Below are 19,194 nucleotides of genomic sequence, written 5' to 3' on the forward strand. Positions count from 1 at the left end.
ATTAATTAATCATATTGGCGGTAAGTAGCCATAACAAAAAACCGCTTTAATAGCGGCTTTTTCATTTTAGTTGATAAAAGTGATTGAGCTTAATTTACCGCAAAAATAACTTTTAATCTTGCTAGTGTGTCAGCTGTAACTGAACCCTCGCTGAGTGCTAATAACTGCTTTAAATAATAATTTAAATCAGCGTGTTCGCCACGGTGCTTATCATCAAGCATGGCTACTTGCTCTACCATTCTTTGCGATGAGTTTTGCGAACTTACGCTCGCAAGTATTTCCATACGCGTTAACAGCTGCTCACAGCTCAATGCTGTTTTAACTGCACCATTAAACTGGCTCGGGACTGGCTCGTTGTTCTCAAGTGCAACAAATAAAGCATCTAAATTAGCTTGCTCATTTCTAGCCGCTAAGCCTATCAGCTTTTCATCTATGGCTGATAACAAAGCAGACACTTTAGGGGTTAACGATTTAAACTGTGTATACCCTTTAACTTTGGTTTGCAAGTCAAGTAATTGGGCTTTACCTTCTACACTATTTAATGCTGCTTCAAGCTCATTCAGCTCAGTTGTTGCCAGCTTATCTGACTCGCTTTGTTCGCGCTTTTGCTGTTCAAACTCTTCGCTTCGTTTAGTGAAAGTTGCATCATTAAACTGACGGAATTTTTGCCACAATGCGTTTTCAGCTTTTAAGCCTGCAAACCCTATGGTTTGCCACTGTTGCTGTAACTGCTTTAGCTGTTGGCAAGCGTCTGCTAAATTATCGCTTTGTGATAATTGCTGTGCCTGTTCAACAAGCTCATTTTTAAGTGCGGCATTGCCTTTATGAAACGCATTTAATGACGCCACAACCTGTTGCTGCTCTGCCTTATAACGCTCGTTCAACACGCGGTATGTTTTCGGATCAACTTTACCCACACTTCGCCATGCTTTTTGCAAACGGTTATAGTTGCTTTCTAGTTGTTTCCAATCTAAATCAGCCGTATCAGTTGCTTGTAAATGCAGTGCATTCATATCAGCAATCAATTGCTCGCGCTCTGCTTTTGCTGCTTCACGTTGCACTTCTTGCTCAGCGAAGTAGCTGCGACAAGGGGCAAATAAAAGCTCAATTTTTTCATCGAACTCGTTGCCCTGTTGTTTCTCTTGCTCAGTATCAAGGCGTCCAAGTTCGTTCCAACGCTTACGCAATACTTTAACTTGATCAGCGCGCTGTTGCGGATCGCTACACGGCTCATCAACTAACGCTGTTACTTCTTCTAAAAGTGCTGCACGTTTTGGTGCGGCCGCATATTTTTGCCAATCTTTAGCATCGGCTAATTGCGCTTCTAGGTCTGCTTTTAAATTAACCAACGGTTGTTGATATTTTTCGGTCAATTCGTTAAATAGCTCTTCGAAGCCTTTAAATACACCAAATGCAACGTTAAAGCGCCCTTCTTCAATTAAACGTTTTACATCACGAGCCTTGCGTTTAGCTTGGCTTTGCGTTTTTTCAAGCGGCTTAGTGAGTTCGCTCATTGCAGCTAAAAATTGCTTTTTATGCGCATTAAGTTGGGTTTTAAACGACGCTTGTAAATCATGACTAAGTACATCTAAATGGCTGCGTGCCTCTTTAAATGTGTGATTAAAGGCACTTAGTTGTTGATCGTAATCACTGAGCTGCTCGGCGGGTTTTATTTCGCACAGCGCACTGTAAGCAATTTTATACTCTTTAATCGCCGCGGTTAGCTCAGGTAACTTGGCAACTTGTAAAAATAACTGCTCTAACTTACTTATAACCTGCTTTGATTGCTGATCAGCCATCAGTTGCGTTTTATCTAATGTGTCTTTTGCTTGTGCTACTTTTGCATTAAGCCAGTCTTGCTGAATTTGCTCTGGGGTTTCTAATCCAAGTTGCAATGCATTTTCAATTTCTTCACTTAATGCCTCTAACGTTGCTAATGCTAACACTTGACGTTGTTGCTGCGCTAAACGTTGCTGCTCTATTTCGTGCTGCGCTTTTAATGTGGCAATGTGAGCATCAAGCTTATCGGTAATTGATATATATTTAGCATCAAGGGTTTTTACATGTTCTTCACTTAGCCATTTTAATTCAAGAGCTTGCCACTGCGCCATGAGTTCTGCAGCTTGTGGGTCAACAATAGCGTAGTCATTTTTATCACGAAGTGCATTAAGCTTGGCTAAAATAACACGGGTTGCGTTTTCAACTTGCGATGGCATTTCAAGCGCTAAACGCTCGTTTTCAAGATGACCTTCTAGCGCAACTTTGGCTTCACCTTGAGCATGCTTTAACAGTGCTTTAGTTAGCTGCTGAGTAATGACTAAATCAACTAACTGTTTTTGCAGCTCTTCGTTTGCTTCTTTAAAGGCTTTTTCAATCAGCTTTGGGTTAGCTAGGCGTTTTAATAGCTTAACTCTCACTTGCAGTTCTTTTTCAGCAAATGCTAGTTTTTCAAGGGTTTTAACCGGTGCAAAGCGTTCAATGTACTCATTTTTAATCTGCGCCGATAAGCTACTTTCACTGTTTAATACAGCCGATGAGATTTGTTGTTCAGCAACATCTTTCAATGCCTGATCTTGTTTGTAAGCTTTCCACCACAGTGGTAAGTCGTTTACTTTTTGCAGTGCTTTACGACGAATTTCAGCCGATGAGTCTTCAAGGGCTAAGGTGCTTAAAATTGTTACGTCACGTGCCACATCAAGTTTTTCAATCGCATCTAAACGAACTTGTTGCTTTGGGTGTTTCCATTTTGGTGTAAAAAGGTGTTTAAAGATCATTTTCACTGAACCTAGCTATTTCGTTATCTGATTTGAATTCTTTTTGTAGTTGCGCTTTGGTTTTTTGGATCATTTCTCCATTTGCACCAATGGTAAACTGCTCGTTTGATTGTGCTACTTTTGCTTGGTACAACATCACTAGTTGCACTGTTTGTTGCTTTTGCTCATCTGATAAAGGCGTGCCATCTGGCCACTTTCCCGTTGCCGCGCCATACTGTAAGCGCTCAAATAATTCTGGAGTAATATTCTGTACTAGGTTGTCAATATTCATGTCATTTTTTCTTTTTCAGAGTCACTAAAATAATACGGTTAATAAGATACCAAATACAGCCAATCCCAATGGCCGAGGTATACGCATACCACTGAAGTGTTTTTTCTTGAGGTTGTAGGAAGTACAAACAAAAGAAGCCACCTAAAAATAAGATCAGCGCTAAAAAGGAGTGGTTCATAAACATTTGCTGCTTTTTAATTCGCTGTTCACGTTGAAGTTGTTGAACTTGCTCGGCATTTAATTCAGCAACGTTACTTTGGCAATGTGGACACTGCGAATGTTTATCTGAAATTGATTTTGCACATTTGGGGCAACGAATAATCGCCATACATCTCTCTCCATACTACGCATAAAAAAAGCGCCTTTCGGCGCTTTTCATTGTACTTGTTTTATTGCTCTTTGTCTTTTTTGAATTTAACCCAATAGATGATATTAGGTTATTGGGAACTGTTTATTCAGCGTCTTTTGATTGCTTTTCAAGGCGTTTTTCCCAGAAGGTAGCATTTTTAATCCCTAACTTAACGGGATCAAATATGATTTTGCCACCTTTTTTCTTTTGTTCTTCATAATCACTCAAACATGTTAAGGCCGGTTTAGCGACAAAGAAAATGGCTAATATACCCAATATGTTGATCCACGCCATTAAGCCAACGCCTATGTCGCCAATAGTCCATATATAACCAGAACTGTTAACCATGCCGTAGGCTACCATAAACATAATCATAAGTTTTACCACTACAAGCGGAATACTTCCTTTAAAGTAGCGATTTAAGTACGCGATATTCGTCTCAGCAATGAAGTAATAGGCCAGTATGGTGGTAAAAGCAAAGAAGAATAAAGCGATACCTACAAACGCTTCTCCAAAGCTACCAAATACACTAAACAACGCCATTTGGGTAAATGCTGCTGACCCCACTTCAGTTGCCGCATCCACATTTTGGATTATAAACTGCCCTTCTGGCAAAGTACCGACTACATTGTATTGCTGCGTCATTAAAATCATTAATGCCGTTGCTGTACATACAAAAAGCGTATCAACATAAACAGAAAAAGCTTGCACTAAACCTTGCTGTGCAGGGTGATCAACTTCTGCCGCCGCCGCCGCATGAGGACCTGTACCTTGACCGGCTTCATTAGAATAGATACCACGCTTAACACCCCAGCCAATTGCAGCGCCAAAGCCTGCTTGAGCTGTAAATGCATCACCAATAATGAGCGAGAAAATGCCTGGTACTTTGTCTATATTTAAAAATACGATAATTAAGGCCAATACGATGTAACCAAGCGCCATAAATGGCACTACAATTTGCGTAAAATTAGCAATGCGCTTTATACCACCAAAGATAATAAACGCTAAAACGATTAGAATAATGGCCAACGCAACCAGTTTAAAACTGCCTACGTCACCAAAACTTGTAGACACCATAGTGCCATCACCAAATACTTGAGTGAATGCATTGCCCACAGCATTTGCTTGCACGCCCGGCAGGAAAACCCCACACGCTATAATTGCCGACACAGCAAATAATACAGCTAGCCACTTTTGCCCTAAACAACGATCAAAATAATAGGCTGGGCCACCGCGGTATTGGCCGTCTTCTTCTAACTTATAAATTTGACCTAATGTTGACTCCGCGTATGCAGTACTTGCACCTAAAAAAGCAACAACCCACATCCAAAAAATAGCGCCAGGGCCACCAAAACCAATTGCGGCTGCCACACCGGCAATATTACCAACCCCTACTCGGCCAGATAATGAAACAGCAAGAGCTTGAAAAGATGAGATCCCTTTTTCTGAGGTGTTAGGGCTAAATAATAGCTTACACATTTCTTTAAAATGTCTAACTTGAGCAAATCGAGTTAGTACGGAGTAAAATAAGCCTGCGCCTAGGCATAAATAGATGAGTGCATCACTCCAAACAACATCATTAACGGCGCTTACAAAAGCTTCCATGAACATCCTCACAGTTATATTTATTATTATTAATTACCATACTCTGCCACTCAGAATACCTGTCATAAGCTTTACGAAATAAAGGGTTAATCTTTTCCGTTTTTCTTATTGCTCAATCGATATTAACTTAAGTACCCAATGTTGTTAACAGTTAATTTTCAAAACAACTCATTGTTGATTTATATTGAGCCTGCTAAGACAACGTTTAACTAAGTGCAAATTGATTTAGACTATATGGTATTAAATCTGTCGAGAAGGTGTATTGAAACGTTTTAGTACTGTGGTGGGTAAATGATTTTTATTTTTTGGTACGGTTGGTTTAGCTAAAAGTAAAAAGGGTATCAATATTTATTGATACCCTTTGAAACAAACGTTTTATCTTAAGTTGTCAACTACATTAACAATGGCTGCTAAAGTATCTTGACCAAATTGATATGAACGACGATCTGACCAACCATAATCTGGATCGGGTAAGTCATTATTATCTTTAAATGGCATTTCTACTGTGTAAGTAAGTGCTTTAAATTCTTCCGCTGTCGCTGATGAACCTACTGTTAAATTAGCTTGACCTGGTTCGTCTTTATCGTAGCCATGGGTATCTTGAAACTCTGGAGTAATAGTTAAAAGCGCGGCTTTAAAGCTATCTTCTAGGCCTTTTAGGCGTGCATCATAGCTTGGTATGCCTTCGCTACCGGCAACAAAATTATATGGAATGGCTTCATCACCATGAATGTCTAGGTGCATGTCTAAGCCGGCTTCGCGCATTTTATTAAGCACTAAGTAAACTTCTGGGCTGTTTTCCATGCTGGGTGTTTGCCATTCACGGTTTAAATTAACCCCTTTAGCATTAGTACGTAGGTGACCGCGCGCACTGCCATCAGGATTCATGTTTGGCACGATATAAAATACCGCTTTTGATAGTAACGCTGCTGCATGAGGGTCTTCATCATCAAGTAGCTTGTGTAATAAGCCTTCTACGAACCACTCGGCCATTGTTTCACCTGGGTGTTGACGAGCAGTGATCCAAATTACTTTTTTATCGGCGCTTGGCTGACCAATTTTAAGCACGCTCATGTCACGCCCATCAAGCGTTTGACCTAGTGTTTCTAGTTGGCAAATTTCTTGGCTTTGCGCCCATGCTAATAAGTCTAAATGACGATCGTAGCTGTAAGGTGCAAAGTAGGCGAAGTAAACGCTACTGCACTCAGGCTCAAGCTCAAATGTTAATGTGCCATTTTCATACGAAGACGGTACACGGAACCATGTTTGACGGTCGTATGAAGCGACAGCTTGGTAGTCTACCCAACCATCAGGGTATGCAGACTTATCAAGATTATTAATATTTAACTGATGAAGTTGATAAGGCGTTGTCTCAAGACGAAAGTGAAACCACTGATAAAACTCAGACTGATGATCTTTATTAATTTCTAGCTGAATATTTAACGGATCGGTGGCTTCAATAACTTTAATATTACCACTGTCGAAATTGCTACTGATTTTCATTACAACAAACCTATTAGTTAACTGTGTGTCTTGACCAAAGGATTTAGCCAAGAGGTAAATACGCATTAATGTACTTTAAAAGTGTATAAGCACGTACCCAATTTAATAAAGCGTACCATAACCGCTTCACTTTAAAAATATTCAGACCTAAAAAAGCCAGCGAGTGCTGGCTTTTCTTAATTGCTCATGTGTTTATCGAGGTAAACTTGGGAATGAGACTTCTGCCATGTCGCGCATACAGCGAACAACCTGACAGCTATACCCAAACTCATTGTCGTACCATACGTAAAGTACTACGCGGTTATCATCAACAATCGTTGCTTGAGAATCAACAACACCTGCGTAACGGCTACCCACTAAATCGGTAGATACGATTTCAGTTGATGCTGTGTAATCAATTTGATCACGTAGGTCTGAGTGAAGTGCTGTTTCACGTAAAAACGCATTAAGCTCTTCAACCGTCGTGCTCTTTTCAAGGTTCAAGTTTAAGATAGCTAACGATACGTTCGGTGTAGGTACACGGATTGCGTTACCTGTTAGTTTACCTTCAAGCTCTGGTAATGCTTTAGAAACCGCTTTCGCTGCACCTGTTTCAGTGATAACCATGTTTAGTGCCGCAGCACGACCACGACGTTCCGCTTTATGGTAGTTATCAATTAAGTTTTGGTCATTGGTGTACGAGTGAACCGTTTCAACATGGCCATTCTTAATACCAAACTGATCGTTTAATGCTTTAAGTGTTGGCGTAATCGCATTGGTTGTACAACTTGCTGCACAGACAATTTTGTCTTCTGGTAAGATATCTTGGTTGTTTACACCGTAAACGATATTTTTAATGTTGCCTTTAGCTGGCGCTGTCAATAATACTTTTGCAGCCCCTTTAGATTCTAAATGCTGACCAAGGCCGGCTTCATCTTTCCAGATACCTGTGTTATCAACAACAAGTGCGTTTTCGATACCGTAGGCGCTGTAATCAACTTCACTTGGCGAGTTAGCGTAGATAACTTGAATGTAGCTACCGTTCGCTTTAATTGCATTACGCTCTTTATCGATGGTGATAGAACCATTAAATGGACCATGGATAGAATCACGACGTAATAAGCTTGCACGTTTTTCTAAATCGCCATCTTTTCCGCCACGCACTACAATAGCGCGAAGATTTAAATCGGCATACGGGCCTGACTTTTCAATTAATAAACGCGCTAATAAGCGACCAATACGACCAAAACCATAAAGTACAACGTCACGTGGTGCTTTTGGTTTAGAGTCAACAATTTCAGCTAGTTCATCTTTAACAAACTCTTCTACTGAACGACCATTCGCTGCATCTGTGTATAAATAGCTGTATGCTAATTTACCAATATCGATACGGGCAGAATTTAATTCCATTTTGCTGATAGCTTCTAAGAATGGGAAGCTTTCACGTAGGCGCAGTTTAGTCCCTTCAAATTGCGCGACTGATTTGTGAGACTTGATAATATCAATAGTGCTTGAATTTACTAATGGACGGCCGTAAACAGCGATTTCGATACCACGATTACGGTACAATTTACCAATAATTGGTTGCATGCTTTCTGCGTAATCTTGGCGTTCTTGCCAGCTACTTGTGTATTCTAACTCGTGAGATGAGGTCATTTTTTTTACCTAATTAAACAATTTTGAACGGATAGCCTAAGAATGCATCGAGTTTTGAGAGCAACACATTCCTTCGGGCAAGCCTATTCTAATTTAATCTCACTTTATTCTCTACTGTTAGGAGCTAAAGTTTATGTCAGAATGTTAATATATTAAGACAAGACAACCTTTGCTGTTCAAAATCTCCCCCACCGCTCCCTGTTTAATAGCAATACTGAAAAAGCATTTAGAAAGTTAAGATAAGTTAGTTGAAGCTGCATTACTTCAAATTTATTTTCTCTTAACATAATGATACAGATACAAAAAAGGCAGCTTTCGCCGCCTTTTCGATTATTTTTTGCTTGTCCCTACTTCAACACGGGCCTTTAACTTTTGCCCCGGTCTAAAAGTAACTACGCGACGTGCTGAAATTGGAATATCTTCTCCCGTTTTCGGGTTACGTCCCGGTCTTTCTTTTTTATCTCGCAGATCAAAGTTACCAAATCCAGAGAGCTTAATCTGCTCGCCTTTTTCAAGCGCTGAGCGGATTTCTTCAAAAAACGCTTCAACTAAATCTTTGGCATCTTTTTTATTGATCCCGAGCTTTTCAAATAGGTGTTCAGCTATGTCGGCTTTAGTAAGCGCCATATCTAGTCCCTCAACGATGCATTAAACTGTTCGGCCAGTGCGGCCACCACGTTATCAACTACTTGATTGATATCTTTCTCTTCGAGTGTTCTATCAACCGCTTGCAGTGTTAGAGCAATCGCCAAACTCTTATAATTTGGCTCAATACCTTTGCCCTTATACACATCGAATAAGTTTAGGTCAACCAATTGATTTCCGCCAACTTTTCCGATGACGTTTAAAATATCACCTATTTTAACGCTGTCTTGTACTAAAATCGCGATGTCGCGGCGATTTGATGGGAATTTAGACACCCCTACAGCTTGCGGTAAATTTCTTTTTTTCAATGCTGACATTTCAATTTCAAACACAAAAGTAGCATGATTGATATCTAACGATTTTTGCGCTTGCGGGTGCAATGCACCAAAGAAACCTACTTTTTTGCCATCAACATAAATCACAGCAGACTGACCAGGATGAAGACCATCTGATTGCTCAGCTTTAATTTCAAAACGGCTAACATCATTAGTAATTGCAAGTAATGCTTCAACATCCCCTTTTAGGTCATAAAAGTCGACGTGACGTTTTTCTTCAATCCAATGTTCACCATGTACAAGCCCGGTAATAACACCACCAATAACCGGCACTTGGTAAACGCCATTTTCTGCGCTTTCATCGCTGATAAACTTAAGGCCGTGTTCAAATAAGCGAATACGTGGTTGCTGGCGGTTTTGGTTATACGCAACAGATGCCAATAAGCCAGGCATTAAACTTACACGCATCGCTGACATTTCAATTGAAATTGGGTGCGGCAATACCAATGCATCACACTCTGGATGCAAAATAGCTTGCGCTTTAGGATCAACAAAACTGTAAGTAATGGCTTCTTGATAGCCACGGGTAACTAGCGCATTACGAAAACGGCTCAGTGCAACAGTTGACTCATCATGCGTGGTCATTTTAAGTTTTGCAGTTGGTGCCACATTAGGAATACTGTTATAACCGTAAACACGTGCTACTTCTTCAATTAAATCTTCTTCAATACGAATATCAAAACGGTAGCTTGGTACATCAGCGCTCCAGCTATCATTGTCAAATTTAACATCAAGCCCTAAACGCGTAAGAATATCGGTTACTTTTGCATCGTCAATATGATGACCAATAACGCGGTCTAAACGTGAGCGACGTAAACGCACTTCAGTTACTTTTGGTAGTTTATCTGCAGCAACCGCTTCAACAATTGGACCTGCATTACCACCTACAATTTCCAGAAGTAACCCTGTAGCGCGCTCCATTGCATCGTGTTGTAGCGCAAAGTCTACGCCACGCTCATAGCGATGAGATGCATCAGTGTGCAAACCATAGCTGCGTGCTTGTCCTGCAATAGCTACAGGGTTAAAGAATGCGCTTTCTAATAAAATATCAGCTGTTTTTTCAGTAACACCCGATTGCTCACCGCCAAAAATACCTGCAATGGCTAGTGCTTTATGATGATCGGCAATCACTAATGTCGATTCATTTAATTTAGCGGTATTAACGTCTAATAAAACTAATTCTTCACCTGCGTTTGCATTACGTACTTTAATTCCACCTTCAATCGCATTTAAATCAAATGCATGCATTGGGTGGCCAAGCTCTAATAATACAAAGTTAGTCACATCAACAACCGGATCGATTGAACGTACACCACTACGGCGTAGCTTTTCAACCATCCATAAAGGAGTTTCAGCATTAAGGTTAATGCCTTTAATAACACGCCCTAAATAGCGAGGACAGGCATCATCGTTAACCAACTCAATTGATACTTTATCTTCAATTGTCGGCGCTACTGCTGGAATGCTTAATGTATTAACATCAATGCTATTCAGTACGCCAACTTCGCGGGCAAGACCTTTAATACCTAAACAGTCACCACGGTTAGGCGTTAAATCTACGTCAATAATGTTGTCATCAAGCGCTAAATATTCGCGTAAATCTGTACCAATAGGCGCATCAAGTGGCAATTCCATAATGCCATCGCCTTCTTCACTAATACCTAGCTCATCAAACGCACATAACATGCCGTGTGAAGGCTGACCACGAAGTTTAGCTTTTTTAATTTTGAAATCACCTGGTAACACTGCGCCAACAGTGGCAACTGCAACTTTAATACCTTGGCGGCAATTTGGTGCACCACAAACAATATCAAGCAGTTCATCACCACCAACATTAATTTTTGTTACACGTAGTTTATCTGCATCAGGGTGCTGGCCACACTCAACCACTTCACCTACTACAACGCCATTAAATTTGGCTGCTGCCGGCTCAACGCCATCTACTTCTAAACCAGCCATTGAAAGCTGTTCCGAAAGAGCTTGCGTATCAATTGCAGGATTTACCCACTCTCTTAACCACTTTTCACTAAATTTCATTTTATCTCTTCACTCTTAACGGAACTGGTTTAGGAATTTTAAGTCATTTTCGAAAAATGCACGTAAATCGTTTACGCCGTAACGCAACATGGTTAAGCGCTCAACACCCATACCAAAAGCGAAACCTGTGTATTTTTCAGGATCGATGCCTACAGACTTAAGTACGTTAGGATGAACCATGCCGCAGCCTAATACTTCTAACCATTTACCGTCTTTACCCATCACGTCCACTTCTGCTGAAGGCTCTGTAAACGGGAAGAATGAAGGACGAAAACGAATTTCCATGTCTTCTTCAAAAAAGTTACGTAAAAAGTCATGTAAAATACCTTTAAGCTCAGTGAAGCTTACATCAGTATCAACCATTAACCCTTCCACCTGATGGAACATAGGCGTGTGTGTTTGGTCGTAATCGTTACGGTAAACACGCCCTGGCGAAATAATACGAAGTGGCGGTTGCTCAGTTTCCATAGTACGAATTTGTACACCACTGGTTTGAGTACGTAAAACCAGCTTAGGATTAAAGTAAAAGGTATCGTGATCGGCGCGAGCTGGGTGATGCTCTGGAATATTTAACGCATCAAAGTTATGAAAATCATCTTCAACTTCAGGGCCTGACTTAACAGCAAAGCCAAGCTCACCAAAAAAGCTTTCTATACGCTCAATGGTGCGAGTTACTGGGTGCAAACCACCTGATGGCATAACACGCCCAGGTAAAGTTACATCGATTGTTTCTGCGGCTAATTTTTCTTCTAATGCTTTACTTGCTAACAATTCACGCTTGTCATTAATCGCAACTTGCACGTCTTGCTTAGCTTGGTTAATTACTTGGCCTGCTTCTTTACGTTCTTCAGGGGCAATTTTACCTAACGTTTTAAGTAAGCTGGTAATTTCGCCTTTTTTACCAAGATAGTTAACCCTGATCTCTTCTAGCTGCGCGATTTCACTGGCACTGGCTACCGCCTCAAGTGCTTGCGCTAATATGTTTTCTAAGTTCATTCGATACCTGATCTTTCACAGAAGGTGATTACAATTTAGTTAGCTAATGATAACTGAAAGCAGGGTCTAGATTCTAGACCTACTACAGCTTTAGCGTTGATTTTATAAAAGGAATTGTCAATTTTCGCTGTGCAGCCATGGAAGCATGATCTAATTTATCCAATACATCCAATAATGCGCGCATATCGCGGCTCAAACGCGTTAATAAAAATCGCGCACATTCATCACTCAGTTCAAGCCCACGCATATTTGCCCGCTTAACCAGAGCTTGTGCTTTATCATCGTCACTCATAGAACGAATTTGAAACGTGGTGCCCCACTTTAAACGAGATTCTAAATCGGGCAAGCTAATATTAAGCATATTTGGCAGTAAATCGGCAGTCACTACCAGCATTTTATTGGGCTCATTGAAGCGATTAAAGAAATTAAATAATGCTTTCTCCCATGCATCGTTACCTGCAACTAAATGCACATCATCAATGCATAGTACATCTAACGCCTCAAGGCCATCCAAAACCATAGGGCCAAAATGAATGACCTCACGCATGGAAAGTAACATATTAGATAAGCCACGCTCTTGAGCTTGAATACACGTTGCGTATAACAGATGAGACTTTCCTGAATCACCTAAACCACACAAATAGGTATACTGAAAAGAGTGAGCAAATTGAGAAAAGCTGTCTTTAAGGTGATTAACTTCTAGCGAGTCCTCTCCACCAAAGTATGATGCGAACGTTTCATCATCCGGCAAAGTAACAGGTAACGCCATTTGCATTGGCTCTTGAGGTAGCATTAGTTTGCAACCCATTGGTACTCTAAACTTTGTTTATCGACGATATGATAAAACGCACGAGGATCAACGTAATCTCTAAAGGCATTATCAAGACCAAGAGCTTTTTTAAGATCGCTAACAGTCCCCGTATGATTAAGTTTAAATACAACTGAATCTGGTGTTTTTTTGAGAATAAAAGCTTCAGTAACAACACTTAGGTTTAGTAGTCTACGCTTTGCCATTTCTATATCCACAAAGTTATCTGTTCCCTTTAGGGTTAAATTGGCAGTACGTTGCTCATAATAAGCATTCGGATCAATGGCATATTCGCCTGCTAAACCTTGTGCTAAATCATCAATCATTTGCGCAACAATTTGTTGTCTGTAGCCAACAATACGATTAGATTCAAACATTTCATCATTAGTAAAGCGCCAATCTAATACCCAGTTATCAGAGTTAGGTTCTTGATACATTCTTGCAGTAATACTTCGCTCAGCACTGTAACGTTGAGATGCTTCTTCTACCGGCTCGGAAAAATTCCCCCAAACCTCGGGGACACCAACAAGACGCCGGTCTTGTAAATCGAGCAAAGGCACAACGACAGGTAAACCTCGTTGGCTTGCCTTATCATAAATAAGTTGTTCTAACTGAGGATAACTCTCTTGAGTGACCAGCTCACGCTGACGATTATTTTCAATACCTAACCAAATAGCAACAAGAGGACGCTGAACACCCCATAAAGGCAAATTAAGATCTTTTATTAATGCATTGATCTTTCGCGCTTCAAATTTTACTATTAACTTTAGTTTTCCTGGAATACGCTCATCGTATTCAAACTTAAGCATATAATCAGATATATCTTTAGTACGCTGCTTCGCCATCGCGTTTTCATTTGCACTTTTATCACCGCTTACTTTAACTAATACGTTAAGCAACGCTTCGCGACTGGCGTCTAAACGTGCATCACGAGATTTATCTTCTACGACCAAAATATCTTGATATAGATCAGTTACTTCAACTGCAGATACAGAAACACAAAAGAAAATGGATAAGGCGCTAATTAATAATCTATACACAGGCAAATCAATATTGGTTTTAAACTGTTTTGATCCTAAATCAAAGCCACTAACAAAGCAAAATTATATTTTTCTCAGAAACTAACACCGTTAAGCTCGCTTTGATGATCATAAAAAACCTCAAAGTAAATACCGGCTAATTTGAATTGGTGCGCTACCTTATAGTGATACCAATACTATTTAATAAGTGATCAAATGCATCTTCTTATAAAAATGACCTAGTTTCTTACAAGAATGATATAGAATCGTTTCAAGCTATTTTTATGAAAGAAACTCTCCTAGTTTAAATAGATCATGAATTAAATCAAAATGGTATGACAACGCAGTAGAATGTCATAGTGCCCATAGCGGTAAAAAGCCACATAGCAAATGGGACACTCTCTATGCGTTGGGAGTCGCTTCGCTCGCCCAACCTACGCGATAAATGCTGGGTGAGTGTGCGTATTTTGCTTTTTTGCAGACGTAAAAAAGCCCGACTCTTTCGAATCGGGCTTTCTTGTATTTGGAGTCGGTGCGCTACTTCGTAGCGACAACACAGTAGTGTAATGGTCAACTAATTTAGGAGAGATTCTAAGCGGCATTTTTTAATTCATTATATTTCTGATGCGGTGTCATATAATCAAGCGCTGAATGCCTACGTTTGTAATTATAAAACTGAATGTAATTATCTACTTCACTTATCACTGAATTATGATTTATAAATGAAAGACCATTTAAACGCTCTGTTTTTAAACTTCTAAAAAAACGTTCCATAACAGCATTATCCCAACAATTACCTCGGCGACTCATACTTTGCGTTATAGTCAGTTGTGATAACCGCTCTCTAAACGAGGTCGCTGAATACTGACAGCCTTGATCTGAATGAAACATCAGTTGACTAAGAACCGGCTGTTGGCGCTTAATTGCATTATTTAATGCTGTCTTAGCCAGTTCAGCATTAGGGCTTTTTGATAAAGCATAACCTACTATTTCCTTCGTTGATAAATCTAATACGCAAGCCAAATAACTCCATCCTTGCTGGTTCCTTATGTAAGTAATATCACCGACCCAATGTGTGTTATGTGTATCGGGGTTGAATTGTCGTTTTAAAAGGTTTTGTGCATAGTGATGCTCATCACCTGAATTGGGGTAATAATGTTTTTCTTCGGCACAATGGCTTGTATATTCAGCTTCTTCATCAGTGCGGCCGTTTTATATACCCCTATTGTGTGGTCACGCGCATTCAGTTCAGCGTGTATTCTACGCCTGCCATACGTATTACCAGAGTCCTCAACTATCGATTCAATTACATCTAAAAGCACCTGCTCTTGCTCATCAGGTTTGACAGGCTCATAGTAATAACTACTCATACTGACCTCTAAAATACGACACAATTCAGTGATAGTGTAATCTACGTTTGCTTTCTTCAATTCTTTTATTACTTTAAGTTTTGATTGTCGCGAATGAAGAAAGCGGTGGCTTTTTTAATATTTCATTATCCCTTAAAGCCCGCTGTAGCTGCTTCTCTAGCGACTGGATACGTTGCTGCTCAGGTGTGAGTGCTTGAACATTCTCCGGGCTTTTACCATCTAGCTCAGATAAATATTGTTGCTTCCAACGTGATACTGCTGACTTTCCTGCGCCAGAGATTTCTTCAATTTGCTTATTGGTATAGCCTTCTTCTACCATTAATTTGGCATATTCAAGTTTTTGCTGTGCACTGAGTGTAACTTTTGATTTTCTGGTCATGTTGATACCTTTTCGGTTTAGCTTATTTTACGCTATAAACCTCTCCAATTTCATTAGACCATTACATAGAATGTCATTGTGCCCACAGCGGTAAAAAGCCACATAGCAAATGCGACACTCTCATTGGCCTGTGCGGGCTTATGGCTTTGGGGTACTTTCCTGCAGATAGCAAAAAACCCGTCACATTGCTGTAACGGGTTTCTCTTATTTGAAGCCTGGTAATGTCCTACTTTCACATAGCAAATGCTACACTATCATCGGCGCTGTTTCGTTTCACTACTGAGTTCGGCATGGGGTCAGGTGGGTCCAAAACGCTATTGTCACCAAGCAAATATGGTGTAAGGTCGATTTAATCGAACTTACTAAAATTTGGAATTTCTGATAATAAAAGTCTTCAAGTATCTACTTTAGTCTATTAACTTCTTCGCTTGTTTCACTATCACATAAAACGCGTTTGGCGTTGTATGGTTAAGCCTCACGGGTAATTAGTACAAGTTAGCTTAATGGCTCACACCACTTCCACATCTTGCCTATCAACGTTGTAGTCTTCAACGGCCCTTCAGAGACTTTAAAAGTCTAGTGAGAACTCATCTCGAGGCCTGCTTCGCGCTTAGATGCTTTCAGCGCTTATCAGTTCCGAACGTAGCTACCGGGCAATGCCATTGGCATGACAACCCGAACACCAGCGGTTCGTTCACTCCGGTCCTCTCGTACTAGGAGCAACCCCTCTCAATTCTCAAACGCCCACGGCAGATAGGGACCGAACTGTCTCACGACGTTCTAAACCCAGCTCGCGTACCACTTTAAATGGCGAACAGCCATACCCTTGGGACCGACTTCAGCCCCAGGATGTGATGAGCCGACATCGAGGTGCCAAACACCGCCGTCGATATGAACTCTTGGGCGGTATCAGCCTGTTATCCCCGGAGTACCTTTTATCCGTTGAGCGATGGCCCTTCCATTCAGAACCACCGGATCACTATGACCTACTTTCGTACCTGCTCGACGTGTCTGTCTCGCAGTTAAGCTGGCTTCTACCATTACACTAACCGTACGATGTCCGACCGTACTTAGCCAACCTTCGTGCTCCTCCGTTACTCTTTGGGAGGAGACCGCCCCAGTCAAACTACCCACCAGGCACTGTCCGGGACCACGATTCAGCAGTCTCCGTTAGAACATCAAACGTACAAGGGTGGTATTTCAAGGTCGGCTCCACGCAAACTGGCGTTCACGCTTCAAAGCCTCCCACCTATCCTACACATGTAGGTTCAATGTTCAGTGCCAAGCTGTAGTAAAGGTTCACGGGGTCTTTCCGTCTAGCCGCGGGTACACAGCATCTTCACTGCGATTTCAATTTCACTGAGTCTCGGGTGGAGACAGCGTGGCCATGGTTACACCATTCGTGCAGGTCGGAACTTACCCGACAAGGAATTTCGCTACCTTAGGACCGTTATAGTTACGGCCGCCGTTTACCGGGGCTTCGATCAAGAGCTTCTCCGAAGATAACCCCATCAATTAACCTTCCGGCACCGGGCAGGTGTCACACCGTATACGTCATCTTGCGATTTTGCACAGTGCTGTGTTTTTAATAAACAGTCCCAGCCACCTGGTCACTGCGTGGCTCCAATCAGCTTAGGGAGCAAGTCCCATCACCAATCGGAGCGTACCTTCTCCCGAAGTTACGGTACGATTTTGCCTAGTTCCTTCACCCGAGTTCTCTCAAGCGCCTTAGTATTCTCTACCTGACCACCTGTGTCGGTTTGGGGTACGATTCGGTATAATCTGAAGCTTAGAGGCTTTTCCTGGAAGTATGGCATCAGCAACTTCATCACCTTGGTGACTCGTCTCGTGTCTCAGCCTAACAGTAACCCGGATTTACCTAAGTCACTAGCCTACACACTTTCACATGGACTACCATCGCCATGCTTGCTTAGCCTGCTCCGTCCCCCCATCGCAATTATACCAAGTACGGAAATATTAATCCGTTTCCCATCGACTACGCCTTTCGGCCTCGCCTTAGGGGTCGACTTACCCTACCCTGATTAACATGGGATAGGAACCCTTGGTCTTCCGGCGTGCGGGTTTTTCACCCGCATTATCGTTACTCATGTCAGCATTCGCACTTCTGATACGTCCAGCATACCTCCCGGTACACCTTCAACCGCTTACAGAACGCTCCCCTACCACTCAAAATAAATTCTGAATCCGCAGCTTCGGTGCATAGTTTAGCCCCGTTACATCTTCCGCGCAGACCGACTCGACCAGTGAGCTATTACGCTTCTTTAAAGGATGGCTGCTTCTAAGCCAACCTCCTGGCTGTCTGGGCCTTTCCACATCGTTTCCCACTTAACTATGACTTTGGGACCTTAGCTGGCGGTCTGGGTTGTTTCCCTCTTCACGACGGACGTTAGCACCCGCCGTGTGTCTCCCGGATAGTACTTTACGGTATTCGGAGTTTGCAAAGGGTTGGTAAGTCGGGATGACCCCCTAGCCTTAACAGTGCTCTACCCCCAATGGTATTCGTCCGAGGCTCTACCTAAATAGATTTCGGGGAGAACCAGCTATCTCCGGGCTTGATTAGCCTTTCACTCCTATCCACAGGTCATCCCCTAATTTTTCAACATTAGTGGGTTCGGTCCTCCAGTTGATGTTACTCAACCTTCAACCTGCCCATGGATAGATCGCCGGGTTTCGGGTCTATACCTTGCAACTATACGCCCAGTTAAGACTCGGTTTCGCTACGGCTACCCTATTCGGTTAACCTTGCTACAAAATATAAGTCGCTGACCCATTATACAAAAGGTACGCAGTCACCCAACAAGTAGGCTCCTACTGCTTGTACGTACACGGTTTCAGGTTCTATTTCACTCCCCTCACAGGGGTTCTTTTCGCCTTTCCCTCACGGTACTGGTTCACTATCGGTCAGTTGGGAGTATTTAGCCTTAGATGATGGTCCACCTATATTCAGTCAAAGTTTCACGTGCTCCGACCTACTCGATTTCACTTAAAATGCATTTTCATGTACGGGACTATCACCCTGTATCGTGGCGCTTTCCAGCGCCTTCCATTAACACATAATAAGCTTAAGGGCTGTTCCGATTTCGCTCGCCGCTACTTTCGGAATCTCGGTTGATTTCTTTTCCTACGGGTACTTAGATGTTTCAGTTCTCCGCGTTCGCCTCGTTAACCTATGTATTCAGTTAACGATACCTGCAAGCAGGTGGGTTTCCCCATTCGGAAATCCTAGTCTCAAGTGCTTTTTACTAGCTTGACTAGGCTTATCGCAAGTTAATACGTCCTTCATCGCCTCCAACTGCCAAGGCATCCACCGTGTACGCTTAGTCACTTAACCATACAACCCAAACGGGTCTTTGTTTTGTGACAGTTTAACTTCGCCAGAAGTTAATATTGAATACTAAAGTAGATACCAATCAACAAACGTAAACGTTCATTAAATGGCACTGAATG

The 19,194-nt window shown here is 41.7% G+C and carries 11 protein-coding genes, 2 rRNA genes and 1 pseudogene; all 14 read right to left on the minus strand.

Going from position 1 to position 19,194, the window contains the following annotated elements:
* Positions 1-89 precede the first annotated feature (89 nt).
* Positions 90-2,774 carry a DUF349 domain-containing protein gene (locus KG708_RS06035; RefSeq protein WP_213608568.1) on the minus strand — a complete coding sequence of 895 codons (2,685 nt, stop codon included), beginning with the start codon at positions 2,772-2,774 and terminating at the stop codon, positions 90-92.
* Complete coding sequence (locus tag KG708_RS06040; RefSeq protein WP_013464607.1) at positions 2,764-3,045, minus strand: DUF1315 family protein; 282 nt, start codon at positions 3,043-3,045, stop codon at positions 2,764-2,766. The genes KG708_RS06035 and KG708_RS06040 overlap by 11 nt, the downstream gene beginning before the upstream one ends.
* Before the next feature lies 1 nt (position 3,046).
* A complete protein-coding gene (locus tag KG708_RS06045) occupies positions 3,047-3,373 on the minus strand; it encodes a hypothetical protein (RefSeq protein ID WP_013464606.1) in 327 nt (108 codons plus the stop codon).
* A 123-nt stretch (positions 3,374-3,496) separates the two neighbouring features.
* Positions 3,497-4,999, minus strand: a complete 1,503-nt coding sequence (locus KG708_RS06050) for an alanine/glycine:cation symporter family protein (RefSeq protein ID WP_138563219.1) — start codon at positions 4,997-4,999, stop codon at positions 3,497-3,499.
* A 375-nt stretch (positions 5,000-5,374) separates the two neighbouring features.
* Positions 5,375-6,502, minus strand: coding sequence for a M14-type cytosolic carboxypeptidase (locus KG708_RS06055; protein ID WP_213608569.1), 1,128 nt, complete (start codon positions 6,500-6,502; stop codon positions 5,375-5,377).
* Between the two features lie 192 nt (positions 6,503-6,694).
* Entirely contained in the window at positions 6,695-8,137 is a 1,443-nt protein-coding gene (locus tag KG708_RS06060) for a glyceraldehyde-3-phosphate dehydrogenase (protein WP_013464603.1), read from the minus strand.
* Positions 8,138-8,467: 330 nt separating this feature from the next.
* Positions 8,468-8,764 (minus strand): integration host factor subunit alpha, encoded by a 297-nt coding sequence (gene ihfA / locus KG708_RS06065; protein WP_213608570.1) that lies wholly within the window; start codon positions 8,762-8,764, stop codon positions 8,468-8,470.
* Positions 8,765-8,766: 2 nt separating this feature from the next.
* Positions 8,767-11,154, minus strand: a complete 2,388-nt coding sequence (gene pheT, locus KG708_RS06070; RefSeq protein WP_213608571.1) for a phenylalanine--tRNA ligase subunit beta — start codon at positions 11,152-11,154, stop codon at positions 8,767-8,769.
* Positions 11,155-11,169: 15 nt separating this feature from the next.
* Positions 11,170-12,150, minus strand: a complete 981-nt coding sequence (gene pheS, locus KG708_RS06075) for a phenylalanine--tRNA ligase subunit alpha (protein WP_013464600.1) — start codon at positions 12,148-12,150, stop codon at positions 11,170-11,172.
* 82 nt (positions 12,151-12,232) lie between these two features.
* Positions 12,233-12,943 carry a DnaA inactivator Hda gene (gene hda / locus KG708_RS06080; protein ID WP_213609312.1) on the minus strand — a complete coding sequence of 237 codons (711 nt, stop codon included), beginning with the start codon at positions 12,941-12,943 and terminating at the stop codon, positions 12,233-12,235.
* Positions 12,943-13,998 (minus strand): DUF2066 domain-containing protein, encoded by a 1,056-nt coding sequence (locus tag KG708_RS06085; RefSeq protein ID WP_213608572.1) that lies wholly within the window; start codon positions 13,996-13,998, stop codon positions 12,943-12,945. Before KG708_RS06085 ends, hda begins: the two co-directional genes overlap by 1 nt.
* A 570-nt stretch (positions 13,999-14,568) precedes the next feature.
* Positions 14,569-15,726: pseudogene (locus KG708_RS06090) on the minus strand (IS3 family transposase).
* A 213-nt stretch (positions 15,727-15,939) separates the two neighbouring features.
* Positions 15,940-16,054: ribosomal RNA gene (rrf, locus tag KG708_RS06095) — 5S ribosomal RNA — on the minus strand.
* A gap of 136 nt (positions 16,055-16,190) precedes the next feature.
* Positions 16,191-19,078, minus strand: a 23S ribosomal RNA gene (locus tag KG708_RS06100).
* Positions 19,079-19,194: the final 116 nt, after the last annotated feature.

The sequence above is a fragment of the Pseudoalteromonas sp. genome (assembly GCF_018402495.1).
Classification (GTDB): Bacteria; Pseudomonadota; Gammaproteobacteria; order Enterobacterales; family Alteromonadaceae; genus Pseudoalteromonas.

Bases quoted from the DNA above. Each gene is read 5' to 3' on its own strand.
- KG708_RS06035 (WP_213608568.1), bottom strand. From the start codon at position 2,774: ATGATCTTTAAACACCTTTTTACACCAAAATGGAAACACCCAAAGCAA.
- KG708_RS06040 (WP_013464607.1), bottom strand. From the start codon at position 3,045: ATGAATATTGACAACCTAGTACAGAATATTACTCCAGAATTATTTGAG.
- KG708_RS06045 (WP_013464606.1), bottom strand. From the start codon at position 3,373: ATGGCGATTATTCGTTGCCCCAAATGTGCAAAATCAATTTCAGATAAA.
- KG708_RS06050 (WP_138563219.1), bottom strand. From the start codon at position 4,999: ATGGAAGCTTTTGTAAGCGCCGTTAATGATGTTGTTTGGAGTGATGCA.
- KG708_RS06055 (WP_213608569.1), bottom strand. From the start codon at position 6,502: ATGAAAATCAGTAGCAATTTCGACAGTGGTAATATTAAAGTTATTGAA.
- KG708_RS06060 (WP_013464603.1), bottom strand. From the start codon at position 8,137: ATGACCTCATCTCACGAGTTAGAATACACAAGTAGCTGGCAAGAACGC.
- ihfA (WP_213608570.1), bottom strand. From the start codon at position 8,764: ATGGCGCTTACTAAAGCCGACATAGCTGAACACCTATTTGAAAAGCTC.
- pheT (WP_213608571.1), bottom strand. From the start codon at position 11,154: ATGAAATTTAGTGAAAAGTGGTTAAGAGAGTGGGTAAATCCTGCAATT.
- pheS (WP_013464600.1), bottom strand. From the start codon at position 12,150: ATGAACTTAGAAAACATATTAGCGCAAGCACTTGAGGCGGTAGCCAGT.
- hda (WP_213609312.1), bottom strand. From the start codon at position 12,943: ATGCTACCTCAAGAGCCAATGCAAATGGCGTTACCTGTTACTTTGCCG.